The sequence below is a fragment of the Streptosporangium sp. NPDC005286 genome, from assembly GCF_040607515.1.
GTDB lineage: Bacteria > Actinomycetota > Actinomycetes > Streptosporangiales > Streptosporangiaceae > Streptosporangium.
In genome coordinates this window covers 1-19704 of the sequence record NZ_JBEXGU010000064.1, presented here as the reverse complement: position 1 = coordinate 19704, position 19704 = coordinate 1, and the positions used below count along the sequence as shown (strand labels likewise).

General features: G+C 71.7%; 15 protein-coding genes. 7 read left to right on the top strand and 8 right to left on the bottom strand.

Annotated features, from left to right (window positions below):
• The first annotated feature begins 27 nt into the window (after positions 1-27).
• Positions 28-288, top strand: coding sequence for a DUF2530 domain-containing protein (locus ABZU75_RS23120; RefSeq protein ID WP_355557686.1), 261 nt, complete (start codon positions 28-30; stop codon positions 286-288).
• Positions 289-427: 139 nt separating this feature from the next.
• On the opposite strand, the gene ABZU75_RS23115 is transcribed toward ABZU75_RS23120, so the two are convergent.
• Positions 428-3544 carry a hypothetical protein gene (locus ABZU75_RS23115; protein WP_355557683.1) on the bottom strand — a complete coding sequence of 1039 codons (3117 nt, stop codon included), beginning with the start codon at positions 3542-3544 and terminating at the stop codon, positions 428-430.
• Positions 3545-3691: 147 nt separating this feature from the next.
• A complete protein-coding gene (locus ABZU75_RS23110; RefSeq protein ID WP_343980863.1) occupies positions 3692-4513 on the bottom strand; it encodes a DUF3027 domain-containing protein in 822 nt (273 codons plus the stop codon).
• A 169-nt stretch (positions 4514-4682) separates the two neighbouring features.
• Here ABZU75_RS23110 and ABZU75_RS23105 point away from each other — a divergent pair, with 169 nt between their 5' ends.
• Positions 4683-6293, top strand: a complete 1611-nt coding sequence (locus ABZU75_RS23105; protein ID WP_355557679.1) for an MFS transporter — start codon at positions 4683-4685, stop codon at positions 6291-6293.
• A 33-nt stretch (positions 6294-6326) separates the two neighbouring features.
• On the opposite strand, the gene ABZU75_RS23100 is transcribed toward ABZU75_RS23105, so the two are convergent.
• Positions 6327-6725 carry a cold-shock protein gene (locus tag ABZU75_RS23100; RefSeq protein WP_355557677.1) on the bottom strand — a complete coding sequence of 133 codons (399 nt, stop codon included), beginning with the start codon at positions 6723-6725 and terminating at the stop codon, positions 6327-6329.
• Positions 6726-6815: 90 nt separating this feature from the next.
• Positions 6816-7445 (bottom strand): HAD family hydrolase, encoded by a 630-nt coding sequence (locus tag ABZU75_RS23095; protein ID WP_355557674.1) that lies wholly within the window; start codon positions 7443-7445, stop codon positions 6816-6818.
• Between the two features lie 304 nt (positions 7446-7749).
• Here ABZU75_RS23095 and ABZU75_RS23090 point away from each other — a divergent pair, with 304 nt between their 5' ends.
• Positions 7750-8373 (top strand): helix-turn-helix domain-containing protein, encoded by a 624-nt coding sequence (locus ABZU75_RS23090; protein WP_355557672.1) that lies wholly within the window; start codon positions 7750-7752, stop codon positions 8371-8373.
• Between the two features lie 26 nt (positions 8374-8399).
• Here the strand turns inward: ABZU75_RS23090 and ABZU75_RS23085 are convergent, their stop codons facing one another.
• A complete protein-coding gene (locus tag ABZU75_RS23085; RefSeq protein WP_355557669.1) occupies positions 8400-9725 on the bottom strand; it encodes a hypothetical protein in 1326 nt (441 codons plus the stop codon).
• 145 nt (positions 9726-9870) lie between these two features.
• On the opposite strand from ABZU75_RS23085, the gene ABZU75_RS23080 reads away from it, so the two are divergent.
• From ABZU75_RS23080 to ABZU75_RS23070, 3 genes are all read left to right on the top strand, one after another.
• Positions 9871-12282 carry a helicase-associated domain-containing protein gene (locus ABZU75_RS23080; RefSeq protein WP_355557666.1) on the top strand — a complete coding sequence of 804 codons (2412 nt, stop codon included), beginning with the start codon at positions 9871-9873 and terminating at the stop codon, positions 12280-12282.
• A gap of 422 nt (positions 12283-12704) precedes the next feature.
• Positions 12705-13265, top strand: a complete 561-nt coding sequence (locus ABZU75_RS23075) for a hypothetical protein (protein WP_355557663.1) — start codon at positions 12705-12707, stop codon at positions 13263-13265.
• A gap of 222 nt (positions 13266-13487) precedes the next feature.
• Positions 13488-15134 (top strand): DNA repair helicase XPB, encoded by a 1647-nt coding sequence (locus ABZU75_RS23070; RefSeq protein WP_355557660.1) that lies wholly within the window; start codon positions 13488-13490, stop codon positions 15132-15134.
• A gap of 188 nt (positions 15135-15322) precedes the next feature.
• On the opposite strand, the gene ABZU75_RS23065 is transcribed toward ABZU75_RS23070, so the two are convergent.
• Complete coding sequence (locus tag ABZU75_RS23065; RefSeq protein WP_355557657.1) at positions 15323-15637, bottom strand: hypothetical protein; 315 nt, start codon at positions 15635-15637, stop codon at positions 15323-15325.
• Positions 15638-15768: 131 nt separating this feature from the next.
• Between ABZU75_RS23065 and ABZU75_RS23060 the strand changes: the two genes are divergently transcribed.
• Positions 15769-17793: an AAA family ATPase gene (locus ABZU75_RS23060; RefSeq protein ID WP_355557654.1), complete on the top strand. Its 2025-nt coding sequence runs from the start codon at positions 15769-15771 to the stop codon at positions 17791-17793.
• A gap of 13 nt (positions 17794-17806) precedes the next feature.
• Here ABZU75_RS23060 and ABZU75_RS23055 read toward each other — a convergent pair whose 3' ends face one another.
• Together ABZU75_RS23055 and ABZU75_RS23050 are read right to left on the bottom strand one after the other, a co-directional pair.
• Positions 17807-18808: a YncE family protein gene (locus ABZU75_RS23055; RefSeq protein ID WP_355557651.1), complete on the bottom strand. Its 1002-nt coding sequence runs from the start codon at positions 18806-18808 to the stop codon at positions 17807-17809.
• Positions 18809-19308: 500 nt separating this feature from the next.
• Positions 19309-19704, bottom strand: a 396-nt coding sequence (locus ABZU75_RS23050) for a TCP-1/cpn60 chaperonin family protein (RefSeq protein WP_355557648.1), incomplete at its 5' end; no start/stop codon positions are given.

The following is a 19704-nucleotide window of genomic DNA, read 5'->3' as shown; positions in this document are numbered from 1 at the left end:
GAGACACCGTCGCCTAGTCTGGAGCACGTGAACCAGCCACGACGTCCGGATCTGCAGCCGTTGAAGACCAACGACACGCTCACGATCCTCACGGGTACGGGTCTGTGGGCCGTCGCCCTGGTCGTCCTCCTGGTCGTGCAGCCGGACCCCGAGCACCGCTGGTGGATCTGGATGTGCGTGTCGGGCATCTGCGGCGGCCTTTTCGGCCTCTGGTTCGTACGCCGCCGCGACCGCCGCCCCCCGCCCCCGTCCGAGGGTCCGATCGAGCCCACCACGGCGATCTTCTGAGCCGCTCGGCCGGTCCCCGTGCCGGCCACGCCCGCGCCGATTCCGGCAGCGTGCCCGGAACCGGCGCGAGCGTGACCTGACGAAGGTCGGCGGACGTGTCACCCGGCGCGCGCCCGAGACAATCGCCCAGGTCGAGCCCCTAGGTCGAGGCGGTCCAGCTGTCCAGGTCGGCCTCGGCGAGCAGCAGCGGCACCGCCGCGGGATCGCGCAGCAGCGCCGCCACCGCGAGCCGGTCGCCCCACTGGCCGGACGCCCAGGCGAGCCCGCGCGCCAGCCCCTCCACATCCGAGGCGTGCACCGTGCCCTCGAAGAACCGCCAGGCCGCGGGGACACCGTCCACCAGCAGCCGCTCGTGCGCCACGTAGCTCGCGGGCGCGGTCGGCAGCAGCGACCGTACAGCGGGCGGGACGTCGCGGACCTCGCCCGAGGACGTCACCTCCCCGGCCGCCTCCTCACCGGCCAGCGGCAGGTCGAGCAGCTCGGAGAGCGCCTCCGCCAGGTCGAACGGGGCCAGGATCAACGGCCGTCCCGCGACGAGCGGCAGCAGGTCGGGCGCCTCGACCACGACCGGCTCACCCGCGCCCTCGTTCCCCGAACCGGCGTCGGCGGACACCGGCCGGCCGTCAGCGGCGTCGACGACGACGATCTCGTCACCCAGGACCGCGCGAACGGCGCGCGGAGGCGCGACGCGGGCGGGGTCGACGGCGGCGAGGGCCACCCACAGGGAGCGGAGCTGCGCCCGGTCGACCTCCACGGAGGGGTCGCCCAGCAGATCGAGCAGCTCGTCCGGACCTCCGTGGGAGGCGAGCAGGTCGGCCAGCGTGCTCCGGACGCCGATCATCGCCAGCGCGGCCTCGTCGACATCCGCCGGGGCGTCCCCGTACAGGCCGAACAGCAGCGGGTCACCCGCCGGGAGCCGCAGCTGCGTGGGGCGCCTGCCGCCGAGCACCGGGTGCGTGGAGAGCCACCACGCGGTGTAGGACGGAACCTCCACGACCTCCCCCGACACCAGGACCCGCAGCGGGTGCAGTACCGAGCGGAGCGGCGGGCGGGACAGCAGGGCGAGGGCGGCGGGCCAGTCGGCGACGTACTCCAGGTCCCGGACCGCGGAGAACTCCCGGGCGACCGGCGGCACGTTCATCTCGGGCAGCAGGTCGAGGACCGTCTCCAGCCACTCGTCCTCGCGGTCGAGGTCGTGGTCGCACTCGTCCGGGTCGATCATGACGTCGTGATCGTTGACCACGGCGAAACCGTCGAGCACCCCGACCGCGGCGAGTACCCTCCGGCCGTACCGCTCGACCAGCTCGGGCGCGGCGGTGCCGAAGTGCGTCTCCGCGTCGAGCAGCCCGGCCAGCGCCCCGTCGGCGAGGAGCAGCTCGCCCGCCGGGTACAGCTCACCGTCGGCGCCGCGCAACGCCAGCTCGGCCAGCCAGGGCGCGTCGCCCGCGGTCAGCCCCGCGGCGTCGACCAGCGCGAGCACCGCCTGGGCCACCGGTTCCGGGTCGGGGCTTTCCAGCGACTCCGAGACGGCGGAGCGGGTCAGCGGATCCTCCAGGACCGTGCGGGGCGTCGCCTCACCCGCGCCGAGCCTGAGCAGGAGGGGGTGGGCCGCGTCCGGGTGCACCACGCGCAGCCCGAGCGGGGCGAGGACCGCCGGATCCAGCGCGGAGCCGTCGGTCAGCAGCAGCGTGCCGCGCGGCCCCCTGACCAGGCGGCCGTCGGCGAGCGGCACCGGCAGCGCGCCGAGTGCCTCCGGGTCGTCGGCGGGCAGCACCTCGTACAGCGACCGCCACCAGGCCGGATCCCTGTCCTTGACGGCGTCGCCGGAGAGCATGTCCACGATGTCGGAGAGCTGCACCCGCCTGACGCCGAGCGCGTTGATCGCCGGATGCCGTGACGGCCACCCCGCGGGCAGCAGCCCACCGATCATCGGAGCGACCTTCTCCAGCAGCTCGGCCGTGGCCGTGACCACGGACGCCTGCCGCCCCGAGATGACCAGGTCCGCGCCGACCGCGGGCGGAGCCCAGGCCGCACCGGCGCTCTCCGCGAGGTCGTCGGGAAGCAGGGGCGAGGCTCCGGCCTCGGAACCCTGGTCGGCCGGCAGGGAGAGCGCGGGGAGCAGCGGGGCGTCTGGGAGCCTGCGCAGGATCGCCCGGCGGATGCTCGCGTCAAGCTCGCCCTTGCCCATCAGGCCGGGGACGAGGTCGAGGAGCCGGGGCGTCCGCGGCAGGCCGGTGAGCAGTTCCAGGTAGGTGTCCGCGGCGCGCTCGACCAGGAAGTCGGCCAGCGGGCCCGGTGCGACGTGCCGCCGGTCGGTGGCCATCGGGAACGAGGCGATCAACAGCGCGGGCAGGTCAAGCGGCTCGTCGCTCGGCGTGGGCGCGTGCACCACGGGCGGCACCGGCGCGGGCAGCGGCCGGGGCTCCCCGGTCGCCTCGCCCACGGGTACGGCCCAGCGGACCAGCCAGTGCGGCCGGGAGCGCTCCTCCGTCGGGCGGTCGGCGAAGAGCTCGGCCGTCTGCTCGGGGGTGAACCGCCCGGAGGCCGAGACGACCTTCCAGCCCTCCGCGGTGACGATCCTCGTCTCCCCGTCCAGGTCGACCTCGATCACCTCCAGAGCGGGCAGGCCCAGCAGCAGAGCCGGGCTGGTCTCCCGCAACATCGCTCTGACCGCGTCCTCGGCCGCCCCGTCCCGGAGCGGCAGCCGCACGAGCGTGTCGAACCCGGCGGGGATCTCGACCGGGCCGGCGGGGAAGGGCAGGCGCAGCAGTGGGACGTGCCCTCCGCGCTCGGCGAGCTCCTTGGCCAGCTCGGGCTCGGCGGCCACCAGGGCGGCGGTCTGGTCGCGGGACCAGCGGACGACCCCTGAGCCGAGCGAGCCGATCACCGGTTCGTCGCAGACCGACACCACGGCCGCGAACCCGACGCCGAACCGGCCGGCCGCATGGGCGTCGCCGCGCTTGGCGGAGACGCGCAGCGTGGACAGCGCCTCGATCCCGTGGGCGTCGATGGGAGCGCCGATGTTGGCCGCCGACAGCACCCCCTCGCGCAGCGAGAGACGTAGCCTTCCCGGCACCCCGGCGCGGAGCGCGGCGTCCGCGGCGTTCTGGGCGAGCTCGACGATCAGCCGGTCACGGTAGCCGCCGAGCGCGAAGTCCTCCTCCGCGTTGGCGTCCTCGCGGAAACGCGCGGGCGACGCCTTCCAGGCGGCCAGGACGGTGGAGCGCAGTCGTTCGGTGCCGAAGATGTCAGTCAAGGCGATCTTCCAAAGGTCGGGGCCCGCGCGGCCAGGCGCCCCGGCCGGGACACCACGGGAGCGGCGCCCGAACGGCGACGGCCGGGCGGACCGCTGGGATGGGCGGCGGGGGCGGCTGCGGGGCGGAACAGACCCGGCGGCGCCGGGTCAGGAGTGACCGAGCGGCTCGGAGGCCGTATCGTCCACCGACCCGGTCAAGTCGGGTTCCGGGACGTCCTCGGCGGTGTCGTACGAGAGCGAGAGATCGTCGAGGATCGGCGCGGTCGGCTCGACCTGGTGCGGCAGCACCGCGGCCTCGGAGTGCGCGCCGCAGCCGTGGTCGGCGGCGACCACCCGCCCGTCGTCGGGGGCGTACTCGTTCGCGCAGACGCCGAAGCCGGTACGCAGCGCACCCGCGAGCGGCCAGTAGAAACCGCAGGTGGAGCACTGGGCGGGGGCGGCGTGCGCGAGCGGGGTGTGCGGTCCCGACTCGCCGGAGTGCCAGCGCCGCACGGCTCGATCGCGGCCGATCGGGGAGAGCACCCGGGCCCGGCCGAGGCCGTACTCGAAGATCATCTGCTGATCGGAGTCGTCACCGGTCTCGGTGAAGCCGGGCGCGAGCCGGTCGTCGTCCTCCGAGGTGGGCAGCAGGTCGCCCACGCCGAGGTCGCCCGGGCGGAGCCGATCGCTCCAGGGCACCCACTGCGGCGGCATCAGCGCGCCCGCCCCCGGCAGGAGCACGACCTCGCTGACCGTCACGTTGCGCGCCCGCGAGGCGCGGGCGACGGTGACGGCCCAGCGCCAGCCGCGGTAGGCGCGGTCGAGACATGCGAAGTAGTGGGTGACGACACGGTCGCCCTCGCCCTCGACCCCGAGGTGCTCGCCCACATCGCCCGGCCTGACGTTCTCCTCGACCGCGGCACGGGCCAGGTCGACGGCCGCGACACACGCCTGGTCAAGGACCACGGCGCGGGATCGAGTCCGGCTCACGAGTCGTCTCCCGTCAGCCCCGCAGCACGACGGCTGCTGTCCCTACTGGCTCGCTCGCTCACTGCGCTCACAGTTCATTCTCACCCATGACCGGAGCGAACGGCACCGCGGACTCCCGTTAGCCCGGGCAGTGACCAGGCGCACCGGACAACTCCCCCACCCTTCGGGTATGACTGGATACGTGGCAGCTGGGTGGGAGCGGGTTCGCAAGACGGTGAGTGACGCCTCTCGGCAGGTCGGCAGGTCGGCCGCGGCCGCGGGCCGAGCGGGCGCGCGCGCCGGCCGGGGCACGGGCCGGGCGACGACGCGGGCGGCCCTGGGCGCGGTCAACGGCACCCAGCGAGTGGGCAGGGCCGCGCGACGGCTGACCCACGCCCAGGGCGCGGGCCGCACCGGGCTGGGCCAGCTGATCGAGCTGACCGCCGCGCACAGCGCGGGTGACGCCCTGGTCACCGCGGCCCTGGCCGGGACGCTCTTCAAGCTCCCGGTGAACGAGGCCCGCGGCCAGGTCGCCCTCTACCTGCTGATCACGATGATTCCGTTCGTGGTGGTCGCGCCCTTCGTCGGCCCGGTCCTCGACCGGTTTCGCTCGGGGCGGCGCTTCGTGATGGCCGGCACCCTCTTCGGCCGCGGGCTGCTCTGCTTCGCGATGGCGGCGGCGATCGTCCCCGGCGACGTGTTCACGATCTTCCCGGCGGCGCTGGCCGTGCTGGTGCTGTCGAAGGCGTACAACGTCTCCCGCGCGGCGATCATGCCGAGCGTGCTGCCCGCCGACATCGCGCTGGTCACGGCCAACGCGAGGGTCGCCCTGTTCGCGCTGGTCACGGCCGGCGTCGCGGTGCCGATCGGCGCGGGCGTCAGCGCCTGGCTCGGCGCCGAGTGGGTGCTGCGCGGGGCGACGGTGCTCTTCCTGCTCCAGGGCGTGCTGGCCGTACGGCTCCCGCGCCACGTCGACTCCCCCGACCTGGAGGAGCTGGACGAGAGCGGCGAGGAGCGGCCGCACCGCTGGCGCACGATGCTGAACGTGGGCCCGGTGGTGGCCGAGGCGATGTGGGCCAACGTGGCCATCCGCCTCTACTCCGGGTTCCTCCTCTTCTACCTGCTCTTCCTCGTGCAGGACAGGAACCTGCCCGGCCTTCCGCCGACGGTCGCCATCGGTGTGCTGGCCGTGGCCGCCGGTGCCGGCGGGCTGGCGGGCACGGCCGTGGCCTCCTGGGTGCGCAACCACTCCCCGCAGGTCATCGTGCTGGCCACGCTCGCGGTGACGACCACGATCACGGTACTGGCCGCGGTCGTCTTCCAGCTGTGGAGCGCGGTGGCGGTCGCGCTGGTGGCCGCCTTCGCCCAGGGCCTGGGCAAGCTCGCGCTGGACGCGATCGTGCAACGGGAGATCGGCGAGGAGGTTCGCTCGTCCACATTCGGCGTGGTGGAGGCCTTTCTGCAGATCTCCTGGGTGCTGGGCGGCCTGATCGGGCTGCTGCTCTCGCTGTTCGCCGGCGGATCGGCCGGGCTGGCCCTGATGACCGTGGTACTGGCGGGCTCGCTCGGCTGGCTGCTGGTCCGTCGCCGCAGGCGGGTCCGGGAGGTGGACGCCAGGGTCGAGGCCGCCCGGGGTCCGGGCACGCCTCGTCCCGCCGAAGGTACAGAGCGGTTCGCGCGGGACGGGGTGTCCGCCGAGTGGGTCAGGCCGCGGGCCGCGGGGACGGCCACAGTGGTCGTGCGGCCTGAGAACGCCCCCACGGAGAAGCGGACCAGACCGCTGACCACCCCCCACGGCTGAGCCGGGGCACACGGGGGGGCGGTCGGCGGGCTGTCAGTCGTCCAGGTCGTCGGCCACCGCCCGGAGCACGGCAGCGATCTTCTTCGCGTGCGTGGCCTCGGGGTGTTTGCCCTTCTGGTACGACGTGGAGACCGTGTCCAGGAGCTTGATCAGGTCTTCCACGATGACGACCATCTCGTCGGGCTTCTTGCGCTTGCCCTTGGGCTTGACGGTCTTGGCGAGCGTGGGGGGCTGGTCGATCACTCGAACCGAGAGCGCCTGCTGGCCGCGGCGCCCCTCGGCCACACCGAACTCGACCTTCTGGCCCGGCTTGAGGGAGTCCACGCCGGAGGGCAGCGCGGAAGAATGCACGAAGACCTCACCGCCGTCGTCGCGGGTGAGGAAACCGAAACCCTTGTCGGCGTCGTACCACTTGACCTTGCCACTCGGCACAGGGGTGACCTCGTTCAGACTGTCGTGAAAAGGAATGGATGTAGGTTATGCCCAGCGGACGCCGAGAGCGACCGTGTATTGGGGCCCGAATTACACAAGAGCCGTGGGAGTTCGCCAGCTGTCGAACCATTCGGTGAACTCGGTCAGATCGCTCAGGATCACATCTGCTCCGTGATCACGCAGTTCCACCGCCGGATAGACGCCCGTTGCCACCGCCACGCTGACGGCTCCTCCCGCTCGCGCCGCCTCGATGTCCGCGACATGATCTCCAACATAGGCGGCGGCGCCGAAAGTCGCGAGCGCGGGCCCCTTGGCCGCCCCGAAGACCGATCCGACGAGCTCGTCCACTTCCAGGCCGAGGAACTCGACGGTGTGCGCCGCGTCGCGGGCGTTCTTCCCCGTCACCACGGTGACCCTGCCCCCGGCCCGCCGTACCGCGTCGACCGCCTCGCGCGCACCGGGCATGAGGGTGGTGACCGGGACCGCGATCGACGGGTAAAGCCGCCGGTAGACGTCGGCCGCCGCGGGGACCTCGGCGGCGGGCATCCAGTTGGCCAGTTCCCACTCCAGCGGCGGCCCCAGCCTGGCCAGCACGGCGCCGCTGTCGATGAAGAAGCCGGTGCGCAACGCCACCTCGTCGTAAACGGCGGCGATGCCCGCGCGGGTGTCGGCAAGCGTCAGATCGAGGTCGAATCCCACCGAGTTCATCGGGTCACTCACCGCTCCTTGTCGGCTACTCGAAGGGGTTTCTTCGAGAAGCCCTCAAAGAATGCCAAATCCCCCTAAATATGGCCAATCCCAAGTGTTGTACATGACGCCGCCCACTGTGGAACCCTGCACCGGAAGGATTTACTTATCCGCGGGCAAACGGTCCCTCCCCGGACGGTTCCCCCTGAGCGCCCGACGGTCGGCACGCCCTCTCGGCGAGTCGGCCGGCGTGCCCTCGCAACGGGCTTGGACCGGCGCGGTGCGACCCGGCATGGTCGGCACTGGATAGGGTCATGGTGGAGGTATCGGCAGAGAAATGACCAGATCAACGCGCGAGCGGATCATCGACGAGGCCCTGCGACTGTTCGCCGAGCGGGGCTACTCGGCAACCTCGGTGGCCGAGATCGAGGCCGCCTCCGGACTGTCACCGGGCGCCGGGGGTCTCTACCGGCACTTCAAGTCCAAGTACGAGGTGCTGGCCGCGGCGGTGAACGAGCACGCGGCCAGAACACGGGCGCAGATCGCCGAGACCCTGGCCGAACTCAGCGTCGTCGACACCTCGACCGAGATCGAGGAGCGGCTGGCCCAGCTGTGCAGGTCCGGGCTGGCCAAGGTCCGCGAGGAGAGAGACCTCACGCGCGTGTTCTTCCGCGACCTGAGCCAGTTCCCCGAGCTGGTCGCGACCGTACGCGACGGCCTCCTGCAGCCCATGTTCGACGCGATCACCACCTGGTTTCGCGCCCAGCCCGAGTACGCCGGGGCCGATGCCGACTGGCCCGCCATCGGTGCCGTGCTCGGCGGGGCGGTGGTCCATTACCGGCTGTTCGAGGAGACCGTGGGCGAACCCCCGGGCCGCGCGGAGCGCGACCGTTTCGTCGCCGCCTGGGTGTGCCTCGCGCTCGGCCTGCTGCCCCGGGCGGCGGTCCAGGCCATCGGCTGAGAGCCCCCGGCACGGCCCGCGGAGCGTCACCTGCCTCCCCGTCCCGCGGTGACCTCGGGATCGAGCAGGCGGCAGGCCAGCCAGAAGACCCCCCATACCGCGCCCAGCAGGAACATGAGCCCGCTGATGCCGAAGAACTCATCCACCACGGTGCCGAGGTCGTTCCTGGCCCGGACGAGGGCGACCAGGCCGCCACCGAGGGTGTAGCTCACGATCGGAGCGGCCAACCCGAGCACCTTGTCAGAGGTGTGCCAGCTCTGGCAGGCGATCACGACGAGCACCGCGACGGCCCAGACCAGCACCGGGATCCGGAAGATCGCGATCGGGGCGAGGGGGATGGGGATCAGCAGCCCGGCCAGGGCCAGCAGGCCCATGCCGGCCGTCTCACGCCGGTGGCTCAGCAGGATCGCCCGGGTGTCACGCGCGGCAGGGGCGACGTCCTCCCGCGACCGAGCCGGGCTCCACCGGCGCGGCCACCCCCGCTGACCGCGTACCCGCCGCCTGGCCAGTAGCTCCTCCGCCTCCCGCATGCCCCTGACCACACCGGGCGGCAGCTGGCCCCGTGGCCCCGTGTCCTCCGGCCTCCCACCCGGCGCTTCCGGCGACGCCCCTTCCACCGCCTCCGGCCGAGCCGTTCCCGATGCCGCGGGTGCCGCCGGTGAGGCCTCCCGCGCCTCAGGCGGGGCTCCCTGCGCTTCCTGCGGCGAGGGATCCCGTATGAGTGGTATCTCCTCGGTCGGCGAATCGCCCTCCACGATGTCCTCCCACTCGTCCACGGAGTCCTCTCCACCACCCGATCCGCCACCCGGGCCGTCGTCGGGGGTGACCGGTGACGCCCCCCGGTCCTTTCGCCCTGATCCGCGAGCGGCCGAGGGGCCGGGATCGCCCGGTGCGGGCTCGGCGGCATCCGGGGGGACTCCCGTCGAGGCGTACGGATGCCCCCGCACGGGCCGGCGGGGAGCGGGGACACCGAGATCGCCCGGTGCGCTCTCGCCGGGGTCCCGCGCCTCGCGGCCGGCCGCACCGGAGTCCGCCGGATCGGAACCGGGGGCGGAATCGTCCGGTGTGGGCGCGGCAAGGGGCATGGCCGGAGCGACGACACCCGCGGCCCGGGAGCGCGGCTGGGCGCCCAGGCGGCGCAGCTCGCGGCGGACCAGCGCGGCGGGGTCACCGAACCGGGCCAGCACCCTCTCCACCGCGGCCGGATCGTCCGTTCCCGCCCGCTCGGCGTCGATCCGCCTGCGCAGCACCGCGACGAAGTCGATCCGCTGCCTCGGCTGCAGCACGCTCTGGGCGGCGTCGGCCGCCTTGCTGACGTAGTCCAGGACGAGCTGGTCGGCACGCTCGATCACGCTGGCCATCCTCTCTCGACATCGTCTCGCTCGTGAGCTTCTTCCCCCATTCACCACCCATCACGTGATCGATTCACCCCCTTCGTGTGATCACGGAATTCGCTCAGGCCGCATGATGTCGGTCAAGCCTCTTACCATTGACGGAATGAGCACGGAGTTCACCGAGTGGCTGCGCAGTCAGAGCGACGACCGGTTGCGAGCACTCGTCTCCGTACGCCCCGAGCTCATCACCCCCGTGCCCGCGCATCTGGAGGGGCTGGCCGGGCGAGCCGGCAGCCCGTCGGCGGTGGGCAGGGCACTCGACCGGCTCGACCGGTTCACCCTCGCGGTCATGGAGACGCTGGTCGTGCTCCCCGCCCCTGTCCCCTACAGGTCACTACGCGCCCAGCTGGCCCGCGCCCTGCCGGGGGCGGCAGGCCCGGCGTTCCAGAGCGCCCTCAAAGAGGCGGTCGAGCGGCTGCGCACCATGGCGCTGGTCTACGGGCCCGACCGGGCCCTGACCCCGGCCCCCGGTGTGCGGGGGGTGCTGGACGCTCCCGCCGGGCTCGGCCCGCCCGCCGAGGAGGCGTTCCGGCACCATTCCGCCGAGCGGCTGGCCGAGCTGATCCAGGACGCCGGAGGCGAGGGCGGCGACACCAGGGAGGCCCTCGCCGCGCTGCTCGGCGATCCGGAGATCGTCGGACGGCTGGTCGAGGAGGTCTCGCCGCAGGCCCGGTCGGCGCTCAACGAGCTGGCCTGGGGTCCGGCCAGCGGCCGGGTGCCCAACGCCCGCCGCGAGGTTCGGGCCGCCACCGCACAGTCGCCGATCGAGCAGCTCCTCTCCCGCGCGCTGCTGGCCGCCACCGGTGAGGAGACCGTGGTGCTGCCCCGCGAGGTCGCGCTGTTCCTGCGCGACGGCCGGATCCACCGGGACCTGTCCCCCCTCCCTCCCGCGTCCGGGGGCACCGAGCGCGACCAGAGGCTCGCCGACCGTACGGCGGCCGGACAGGCGTTCACCTTCACCCGCGCGGCGGAGGAGCTGTGCGAACGCTGGAGCGTCGACCCGCCCGGCGTGCTCCGCAGCGGCGGCCTGGCCGTGCGCGATCTCAGACGGGTCGCGACCCTGCTCGACCTGCCCGAGTGGGTGGCGGGGATGATCATCGAGGTGTGCTACGCGGCGGGGCTGGTCGCGGCGAGCGGCGCGGTCGACGGGGAGTGGATGCCCACCCCCGGCTACGACGGCTGGCGGGTGAAGGCCACCGAGGACCGCTGGGCCCTGCTGGCAGGCGCCTGGCTCACCATGGACCGGGTGCCGGGGGTCATCGGCGAGCGCGACGAGCGTGACCGGCTGCTCAACGCCCTCCATCCCGACCTGCGCCGCGCCGCCGCCGCCGAGGTGCGCGCCACCACCCTGGCCATGCTCGCCGCGACGCCGGGGGTGGCCCCCACTCTCGACGCGGTGCGGATGCGTCTGGCCTGGGAGCAGCCCCGCCGTCGCGGCGGCCAGCGCGACCAGCTGGTGGAGTTCACGCTGCGCGAGGCCGAGCAGATCGGTGTCACCGGCCTCGGACTGCTCTCCGGCCACGGCCGCGCCCTGCTTCCCGAGGCCCTCGACGGCCCCGGCGTCTCCGGTGACCCCGGCCTCCCCGGCGGTGGCCGTGCCGCCTCCGCCGCCCGCCTGCTGCTCCCGTTGCTGCCCGAGCCGCTCGACCACGTGCTCCTCCAGGCCGACCTGACCGCCGTCGCCCCCGGGCCGCTCACCGGCGACCTGAGACGGTGGCTGGCACTGGCGGCCGAGGTGGAGTCGACCGGCGGTGCGACGGTCTACCGCTTCGACGAACGGTCGATCCGGCGGGCGCTGGACTCCGGGCAGGGCGCCGAGGAGATGCTGGCCATGCTGGAGCGCCACTCGACCACGCCGGTGCCGCAACCGCTCAGCTACCTGGTCACCGACGTGGCCCGGCGCCACGGCCGGATGCGCGTCGGCACGGCGAGCGCGTACGTGCGGTGCGACGACTCCTCGCTGCTGGACGAGGTGATGGCCGACAAGCGGGCGATCCCGTTACGGCTGCGGCGGCTCGCCCCCACGGTGATCGCTGCCCAGTCCTCCCGGCCGACGCTGGTCGACTCGCTGCGCGCGATGGGTTACGCCCCGGCCGCGGAGTCCCTCGACGGCGACGTGATCATCACCCAGCTCGACGTCCGCAGGACCGAGAGCACCCTGGCGGTCCGCGCCCCGGTCACGTTCGGCGGCCCCGAGGCCGACGTGGTGGCGGCCGCCGTCCGCGCCGTGCGCGCGGGTGACGCCGCCCACCAGGCCCGCAGGGCCCCGGTGGCCGCCCCCGGCGGCCAGGTGCCGCGCTCCCCCGCCACCGCCACGATCGTCGCCCTGCGCGAGGCCATCCGGCAGGGGTCGCAGGTCTGGATCGGTTACCTCGACTCCCAGGGCAACGCCACCAGCCGGATCCTCGAACCGGCCCGGATGGAGGGCGGCTATCTCACCGCCTACGACGAGACGCGGGCGGCGGTGCACCGCTTCGCCCTGCACCGCATCACCGGCATCGCCGACATCGCCTGAGATATCCTCGGCGGGTCCGGCCGGGATCGGGGACGGCCCCGGCGTGCCGGGGAAAGGCCACGGGGTAGTCTCGATCTCGGGATGGGGCCGCCGCGAGCTCGGTCACCGGTCCTGCGGGACCGCGTCACTCGCCGGGACGCGAGGGCCCCTTTTCAGTCTCATCCCGGCCTTGGGCTCTGTCCCGCGGATCTTGCCACCGCGAGGATCGGTCGGGTGCTGCCTCGCGAGGCGGAGGGAGGGAGCCGCGGTGGCCGACGACGCGGCGGGACGTCGCCTGAGCGACCGCGATGGGCAAAAGTTCCAGGAGGGTAGGGCCTAGCTGCCGGAATGCGACCGAGTCCATTCGCCAAAGGCGCACGGCTCACGACCCATATCGTGATATCTGTTGATGTTCCGAGCTCCACAGAAGCGAGAGATCCACAGTGAGCAGCGGTCACTCCGAAGGCCCGAGCACCAACCCGGACGACTGGAAGAGCCCCTATAACACGGGGCCCGGCCAGACCTCCGGCTACGGTCAACCCCAGCAGGGTCACCACTCCGAGCACTTCCAGCCGTCCGGCTACGGCCAGGCCCCCGGCTACGGACAGCCCGGCTACGGCGAACCCGGCTACGGTCAGGGTTACGGGCAGGTCGGCTACGGCGAGCAGCCCTACGGGCAGGGTTACGGCGAGCCCGGCTACGGACAGCCCGGCTACGGAAAGGGCTACGGCGCACCCCCGTACCGCAACACCGAGGGTGTCAGGACCCACGCGATCGTCGCCATGGTCATCAGCATCGTGCTCACGCTGAGCTGCTACGTGACCCTCGGCGGCCTGGCCGGCGTCATCCTGTCGAGTGTCGCCCTGGGGAGGGTGGACACCGACCCCCCGGGCGCCAGGAACCTGCTCAAGTGGACCTGGATCAGCATCGGCATCAACATCGGGCTGATCATCCTGGGTGCGGCCGCCTTCATCATCGCCGGCATCAACGGCGCCTTCGACTGAACATCCCCGGGGACCGCCATCCGCGGCCTGCGGTCGCGCACGGGTGCCGTAGACCGGGCAGGCGAGGAATCGCCGGGTGGTGAGTTCCATCACGCCGGACGGGAGGCGGGACTGCCCGGGCGTTCCCGCCCGTTGCACACAGGAGACATGGAGCGGGGCGCACCCGCGAGTGCGACCATGAGCTGATCCGCCGTAGCCCGCAGCGACCATAGGGAGAAGTCTGTGACTGACGGACCACTGATCGTCCAATCGGACAAGACCCTGCTCCTTGAGGTCGATCACGAGAAGGCCGGGGAGTGCCGCAAGGCGATCGCCCCGTTCGCGGAGCTGGAGCGCGCGCCCGAGCACGTGCACACCTACCGCGTCACCCCCCTGGCACTGTGGAACGCGCGGGCCGCCGGGCACGACGCCGAGCAGGTGATCGACGCGCTGATCGCCCACAGCCGCTACCCCGTGCCGCACGCGCTACTGGTCGACGTCGCCGAGACGATGTCGCGGTACGGCAGGCTTCGCCTGGAGAAGCACCCCGCCCACGGGCTCGTCCTGACCAGCACCGACAGGGCGGTGCTGGAGGAGGTGCTGCGCTCCAAGAAGATCCAGCCGCTGCTGGGCGAGCGGCTGGGCGACGACGGCGTGGCCGTGCACCCGAGCGAGCGCGGCAACATCAAGCAGCATCTGCTCAAGCTGGGCTGGCCCGCCGAGGACATGGCCGGGTACGTCGACGGCGAGCACCACCCGATCGCGCTCACCGAGGACGGCTGGGAGCTGCGCACCTACCAGCGGGAGGCCGCCGAGGCGTTCTGGCACGGCGGCTCCGGCGTCGTCGTGCTCCCCTGCGGCGCGGGCAAGACGATCGTGGGCGCGGCGGCGATGGCGCAGGCCAAGGCGACGACGCTGATCCTGGTGACCAACACGGTCTCGGCGCACCAGTGGAAGCAGGAGCTGCTCAAGCGGACCTCGCTGACCGAGGACGAGATCGGCGAGTACACCGGTACGAAGAAGGAGATCCGGCCCGTCACCATCGCCACGTACCAGGTGATGACGACCCGCAGGCAGGGCGTCTACCGGCACCTGGAGCTGTTCGACGCCCGCGACTGGGGCCTGGTCGTCTACGACGAGGTGCACCTGCTGCCCGCGCCGATCTTCCGGATGACCGCCGACCTGCAGGCCAGGCGGCGGGTGGGCCTGACCGCGACACTCGTACGCGAGGACGGCCGCGAGGGCGATGTGTTCTCCCTGATCGGCCCCAAGCGGTACGACGCGCCGTGGCGGGAGATGGAGAACCAGGGCTGGATCGCCCCGGCCGACTGCGTCGAGGTGCGGGTGACGCTGACCGACGCCGAGCGGCTGGCCTACGCGATGGCCGAGTCCGAGGAGCGCTACCGGTTCTGCGCGACCACACCGTCCAAGACCCGGGTGACCGAGGCGCTGGTCCGGCAGCACCCGGGCGAGCAGGTGCTGGTCATCGGGCAGTACATCGACCAGCTCGACGAGCTGGGCGAGCACCTGAACGCGCCGGTGATCAAGGGGGAGACGAAGGTCAAGGAGCGGGAGCGGCTCTTCCAGGCGTTCCGCGACAGGGAGATCCAGGTCCTGGTCGTCTCCAAGGTCGCCAACTTCTCGATCGACCTGCCGGAGGCGGCGGTGGCCATCCAGGTCTCGGGCACCTTCGGGTCGCGGCAGGAGGAGGCGCAGCGGCTCGGCCGGGTGCTCCGGCCGAAGGCGAACGGAGGCGGGGCCCGGTTCTACTCGGTGGTCAGCCGCGACACGGTCGATCAGGATTTCGCCGCCCACCGGCAGCGGTTCCTGGCCGAGCAGGGGTACGCATATCAGATCATCGACGCGGACGACGTGCTCGCCGGAGAATAGCCCCACATGGCGAACACGTCGTCAATTTGTGTCAGGTCCACGAAATCCCGCGGGCTTTCGACAAACAAACCACCCCCTCGCTAGGCCTCGCGGCCACTGGCGACATACCCCCATGATCTGCGGGAGTCACCATGTTCGCCTGGCTTTTTCGCCATTTCACAGGAGAATGACGGAGGGTGCCAGGATGATTACCGAACGATCAGTCCGCCGACAAAGAAAACGCTTTCCGCGATCATCCACATGATCACCGCAGCGATCATCAGAGTGATAAAACGATTTTCGTCACCGCGAATCCGGGGCACCAGCCAGGCACCCGCCGTGCAACCGGCCGCGATGACCGCGAACAGGGCCGATGCCCCGGCCACCCCGTCCAGCCGAGCCACGCAGCCCGGGTCGGAGCAGAACGCCTCCGGCCCCCAGCCCGCGAACACCGAAAGCCCCCAGAGCGCGGCCAGGAGAAGATTGGCGACCGTCGGTATGACAGGGGAGATCCGCACGCCCATCGGGATACCCGCGCCCAGCGCACCCCAGTCCGACGTTAATCCTTTTGAGACACACCGGCGCCACCGCTAAGCTGGCCCATTCGCTACCCGATGACCACCACCTCCGTTTATCGAATGGGAGGCGCTTCAGCGTGCCCGCACATCAATTGGCCCCTGACATAACCGACGATCCCGCCCGGACCCTCGCCGCCGAACGCGAGCACCTGGCCACCTCCAGAACGGCGCTGCGCGCGATGCGCGAGCACGCCCAGTCCCTCTCCTCCGACGCCGCCGGAGACTGGGTCTCCCAGCAGATCCTGCAGGCGCTGCTGGACCAGCGGGTGGCGGCGCTCGCCGACCACTCGGGCACGCCCCTGTTCTTCGGCCGCCTCGACCGCCAGGCGGACGACGACCTTCCCGGCACGGTCTACGTCGGGCGCAGGCACGTCCACGACGAGCGCAGCCGCCCCCTGGTGATCGACTGGCGCGCCCCGGTCTCGCGGGCCTTCTACCAGGCCAGCCCGTCCGACCCGATGCGCGTCGTGTTGCGCCGCCGGTTCGGCTACCAGGGCGGCGACCTGACCGCCTACGAGGACGAGCGCCTCGACCAGGGCGGCGCCGCCCTCGCCCAGAGCAGGATCCTCACCGAGGAGATCGAGCGTCCCCGCTCGGGGCCGATGCGCGACATCGTCGCGACGATCCAGCCCGACCAGGACGAGATCGTCCGCTCCGAACTCGGCCGGACGGTGTGCGTCCAGGGTGCCCCCGGCACCGGGAAGACCGCCGTCGGCCTGCACCGGGCCGCCTACCTGCTCTTCACCCACCGTGAGCGGCTCGCCAGGTCGGGCGTGATGATCGTCGGCCCGAACCGGGCGTTCCTCTCCTACATCTCCTCGGTCCTGCCCGCGCTGGGCGAGGTCAAGGTCGACCAGACCACGATCGCCGGGATCCTCGGCGACCACTCCACGCCCGAGGACCCCGCGGTCGGCGCGCTCAAGGGCGACGCGAGGATCGTCGGTGTGCTGCGACGCGCCCTGTGGGCGCACGTGGTCAAGCCCACCGAGGGCGTGCTGTTCACCAAGGGGATCAACCGCTACCGGGTGGCGGACCACGAGGTCCGCGAGATCGTCGCCTCGCTCCGCGGCACCACCCGCTACGGCCCGGGGCGCGCGACACTCGCCCAGCGGCTCGCCCACCTGGTGCTCGTCCGGATGGAGCAGCGCGGTGAGTCTCCCGACGACCGGGTGCAGGACGCGGTCGCCAGGTCCAAGCCGGTCAGGCAGCTCGTGGACGCGGTCTGGCCCAAGCTGACCCCGCAGCAGGTGCTCCATCGGCTGTTCAGCGACCCCGCCTTCCTCGCCGCCGCCGCCAAGGACGATCTCACCGCCGCCGAGCAGTCGCTGCTGCTCTGGCCCAAGCCTCCCAAGTCCTTCCGCTCGGCGAAGTGGTCGGCGGCCGACGGCGCGCTGATGGACGAGCTGGGCGACATGATCGAGCGGACCGTCCCGCTGGGCCACCTGGTCGTGGACGAGGCCCAGGACCTGTCGGCGATGCAGTTGCGCGCCCTCGGCCGGCGCTGCCGCACCGGCTCCGCCACCGTCCTGGGCGACCTCGCCCAGGGCACCACGCCCTGGTCCGCCCGGTCCTGGACCGAGGTCCTGGGTCATCTGGGCTTCGAGGACGGCGCCGTCACCGAGCTGACCCTCGGCTTCCGCGTGCCCCGCGAGGTCCTCGACTACGCGGCCAGGCTGCTGCCCTCCGTCGCCCCGGACCTGGCCGCCCCCCGGTCACTGCGCCCCGGCGCGGGCTCCCTGTCGGTGCGGCCGGCCCCCGACCTGGCCGCGGCGCTGGCCCGTGCCGCGCGGGAGGCACTCGCCCGCGAGGGCTCGATCGGCGTCATCGTCCCCGACGCCCTGGTGGGCGCCGCGTCCGAGGCCCTGTCCGACCTGGATCACCGGGTGCTGAGCCCCGACACCGTCGAGGACCACCGCCTCCTGGTCATCCCGGCGACCCTGGCCAAGGGCCTGGAGTACGACCACGTGATCGTGGCCGAACCCGCGGACATCGTCGACGCCGAACCTCGCGGCCTGGCCCGCCTGTATGTGGTCCTGACCCGGGCCGTCACCTCACTGGCCGTCCTGCACGCCCGGGAGCTTCCCGCCCAGCTCGCCGGGTGACCGCCTGATCGGGCTACGGCCCGCTCCCCGGCTCGCGCGCTCTGACCGGGGCGGTACTCCGGCGAATGTGATGCGCCGCTCTGATCCCGAAAGGATTTATACCGACCGGGATGACCCTGATGACCCCGTTGGTCTTGGGGTTGATCACAGTCACGCTGTCCGTGTCCAGGTTGGCCACATAGATCTGGGCACCGTCAGGGGAGATCGTGATTCCGAAGGGAGAGCCCTCGACCGGGATGGTGGCGGTGACCTTGTTGGTCTTGGCGTCGATCACCGTCACGACGTTCGGAATCAGGTTGGTCACGTAGACGTAGGCGCCGTCATCGGAGACCGCGATCCTGAAAGGATGGTTACCCGCGGGAATCTCGGCGATGACCTTGTTGGTCCTCACGTTGATCACCGACACGGTGTCGGAGTCCTGATTGGCCACATAGACACGGGGACGAGTGGGAGAGAACCTGATCCCGAACGGACTGTGGCCGACCGGGATGGTGGCGATGACCCTGTTGGTCACCATGTCGATCACCGACACGGTGTCGGAGTCCTGATTGGCCACATAGACACGGCGATAGGGAGCGGCGGCGAGTCTGAAGGGGCTGTGGCCGACCGGGATGATGGCGATGACCCTGTTGCTCCTCGTGTCGATCACCGACACGACGTTCGCCTGCACATCGGTCACGTAGACGCGGGTGCCGCCGTAGGAGACGTCGACCCCGACGGGGTGGCCGTCGATGGGGATGGTGGCAGTGACCTTGTTGCTCCTTGTGTCGATCACCGACACGTTGTCCGACTGCGCGTTGGTCACGTAGACATGTGCGTTGTCGGGAGCGACCGCCACCCCGATGGGGTTCTCACCGACGGTGATGGTGGCGGTGACCGTGTTGGTCGTCGTGTCGATCACCGACACGGTGTTCGACTGTGAGTTGGCCACGTAAACGACATTCTCCGGCGGCGTGGTCGCCACAGCCGTGGCTGTCGGCGCCGCCAGTCCGGCCACGATGACCAGCACCGCCATGGCTGGAAGGACACGTGACCGCCACCCACCCCCCGGTAACCGACCAGGTGGTTTCCAGTGGTTATGATCCATCGTTCCCCTCACCTACCGCTGTACCACCAAGAACCCCGTCACTACAGCAAGGACTTTGTTCTATGGCCGCACGGCAGCGCGCCCCGGAAACGACACACCGGCTTGAACTCTTGTTCCGTCCGCCTTGTCCATTTATTGCTTGATAGCACCGAAGTCAGCCGACCAGCTTGGATGTGACCGCGCCTCCTCGGCCCTGCTCGGCCGGTCCAGAGCGACCCCGGCTTTTCGAGATCCCTCTTCTCGCCCGCGACTCCGTACCGGCCGGCGCCGGATCGAACTTCGCGGCTCGTGGCCTCTCCGGCGGCGCCCATCGGGGCGGCCCATTCGAGGACGCACGACGACAGGTGACAGACGATGCCTCGGGGAACACGTAAAAGAGGCGCCCCCGACATCTCGGGGTCGCCTCTTTTACCTGAAAGCGGTTGGACTTAGAAGTCCATGTCGCCGCCGCCGGGCATGGCGGGGGCGGCTCCGGCCTTCTCGGGCTTCTCGGCGATGACGGCCTCGGTGGTGAGGAACAGCGCCGCGATGGACGCCGCGTTCTGCAGAGCGGAACGCGTCACCTTGGCCGGGTCGATGATGCCCGTCTCGAACAGGTTGACGTACTCGCCGGTGGCGGCGTTGAGGCCCTCACCCGGGGGAAGGTTGCGCACCTTCTCCACCACGACGCCGCCCTCGAGGCCGGCGTTGACGGCGATCTGCTTCAGCGGCTCCTCAAGGGCCTTCTTGACGATCGCGGCACCGGTGGCCTCGTCGCCGGAGAGCTCCAGCTTGTCGAACGCCTTGGCGCCGGCCTGCAGCAGGGCCACGCCACCGCCGGGGAC

Excerpts from the sequence above, each read along its gene's own strand:
- ABZU75_RS23090 (WP_355557672.1), top strand. The coding sequence starts at position 7,750 with ATGACCAGATCAACGCGCGAGCGGATCATCGACGAGGCCCTGCGACTG.
- ABZU75_RS23055 (WP_355557651.1), bottom strand. The coding sequence starts at position 18,808 with ATGGCGGTGCTGGTCATCGTGGCCGGACTGGCGGCGCCGACAGCCACG.
- ABZU75_RS23065 (WP_355557657.1), bottom strand. The coding sequence starts at position 15,637 with ATGGGCGTGCGGATCTCCCCTGTCATACCGACGGTCGCCAATCTTCTC.
- ABZU75_RS23080 (WP_355557666.1), top strand. The coding sequence starts at position 9,871 with ATGAGCACGGAGTTCACCGAGTGGCTGCGCAGTCAGAGCGACGACCGG.
- ABZU75_RS23105 (WP_355557679.1), top strand. The coding sequence starts at position 4,683 with ATGACTGGATACGTGGCAGCTGGGTGGGAGCGGGTTCGCAAGACGGTG.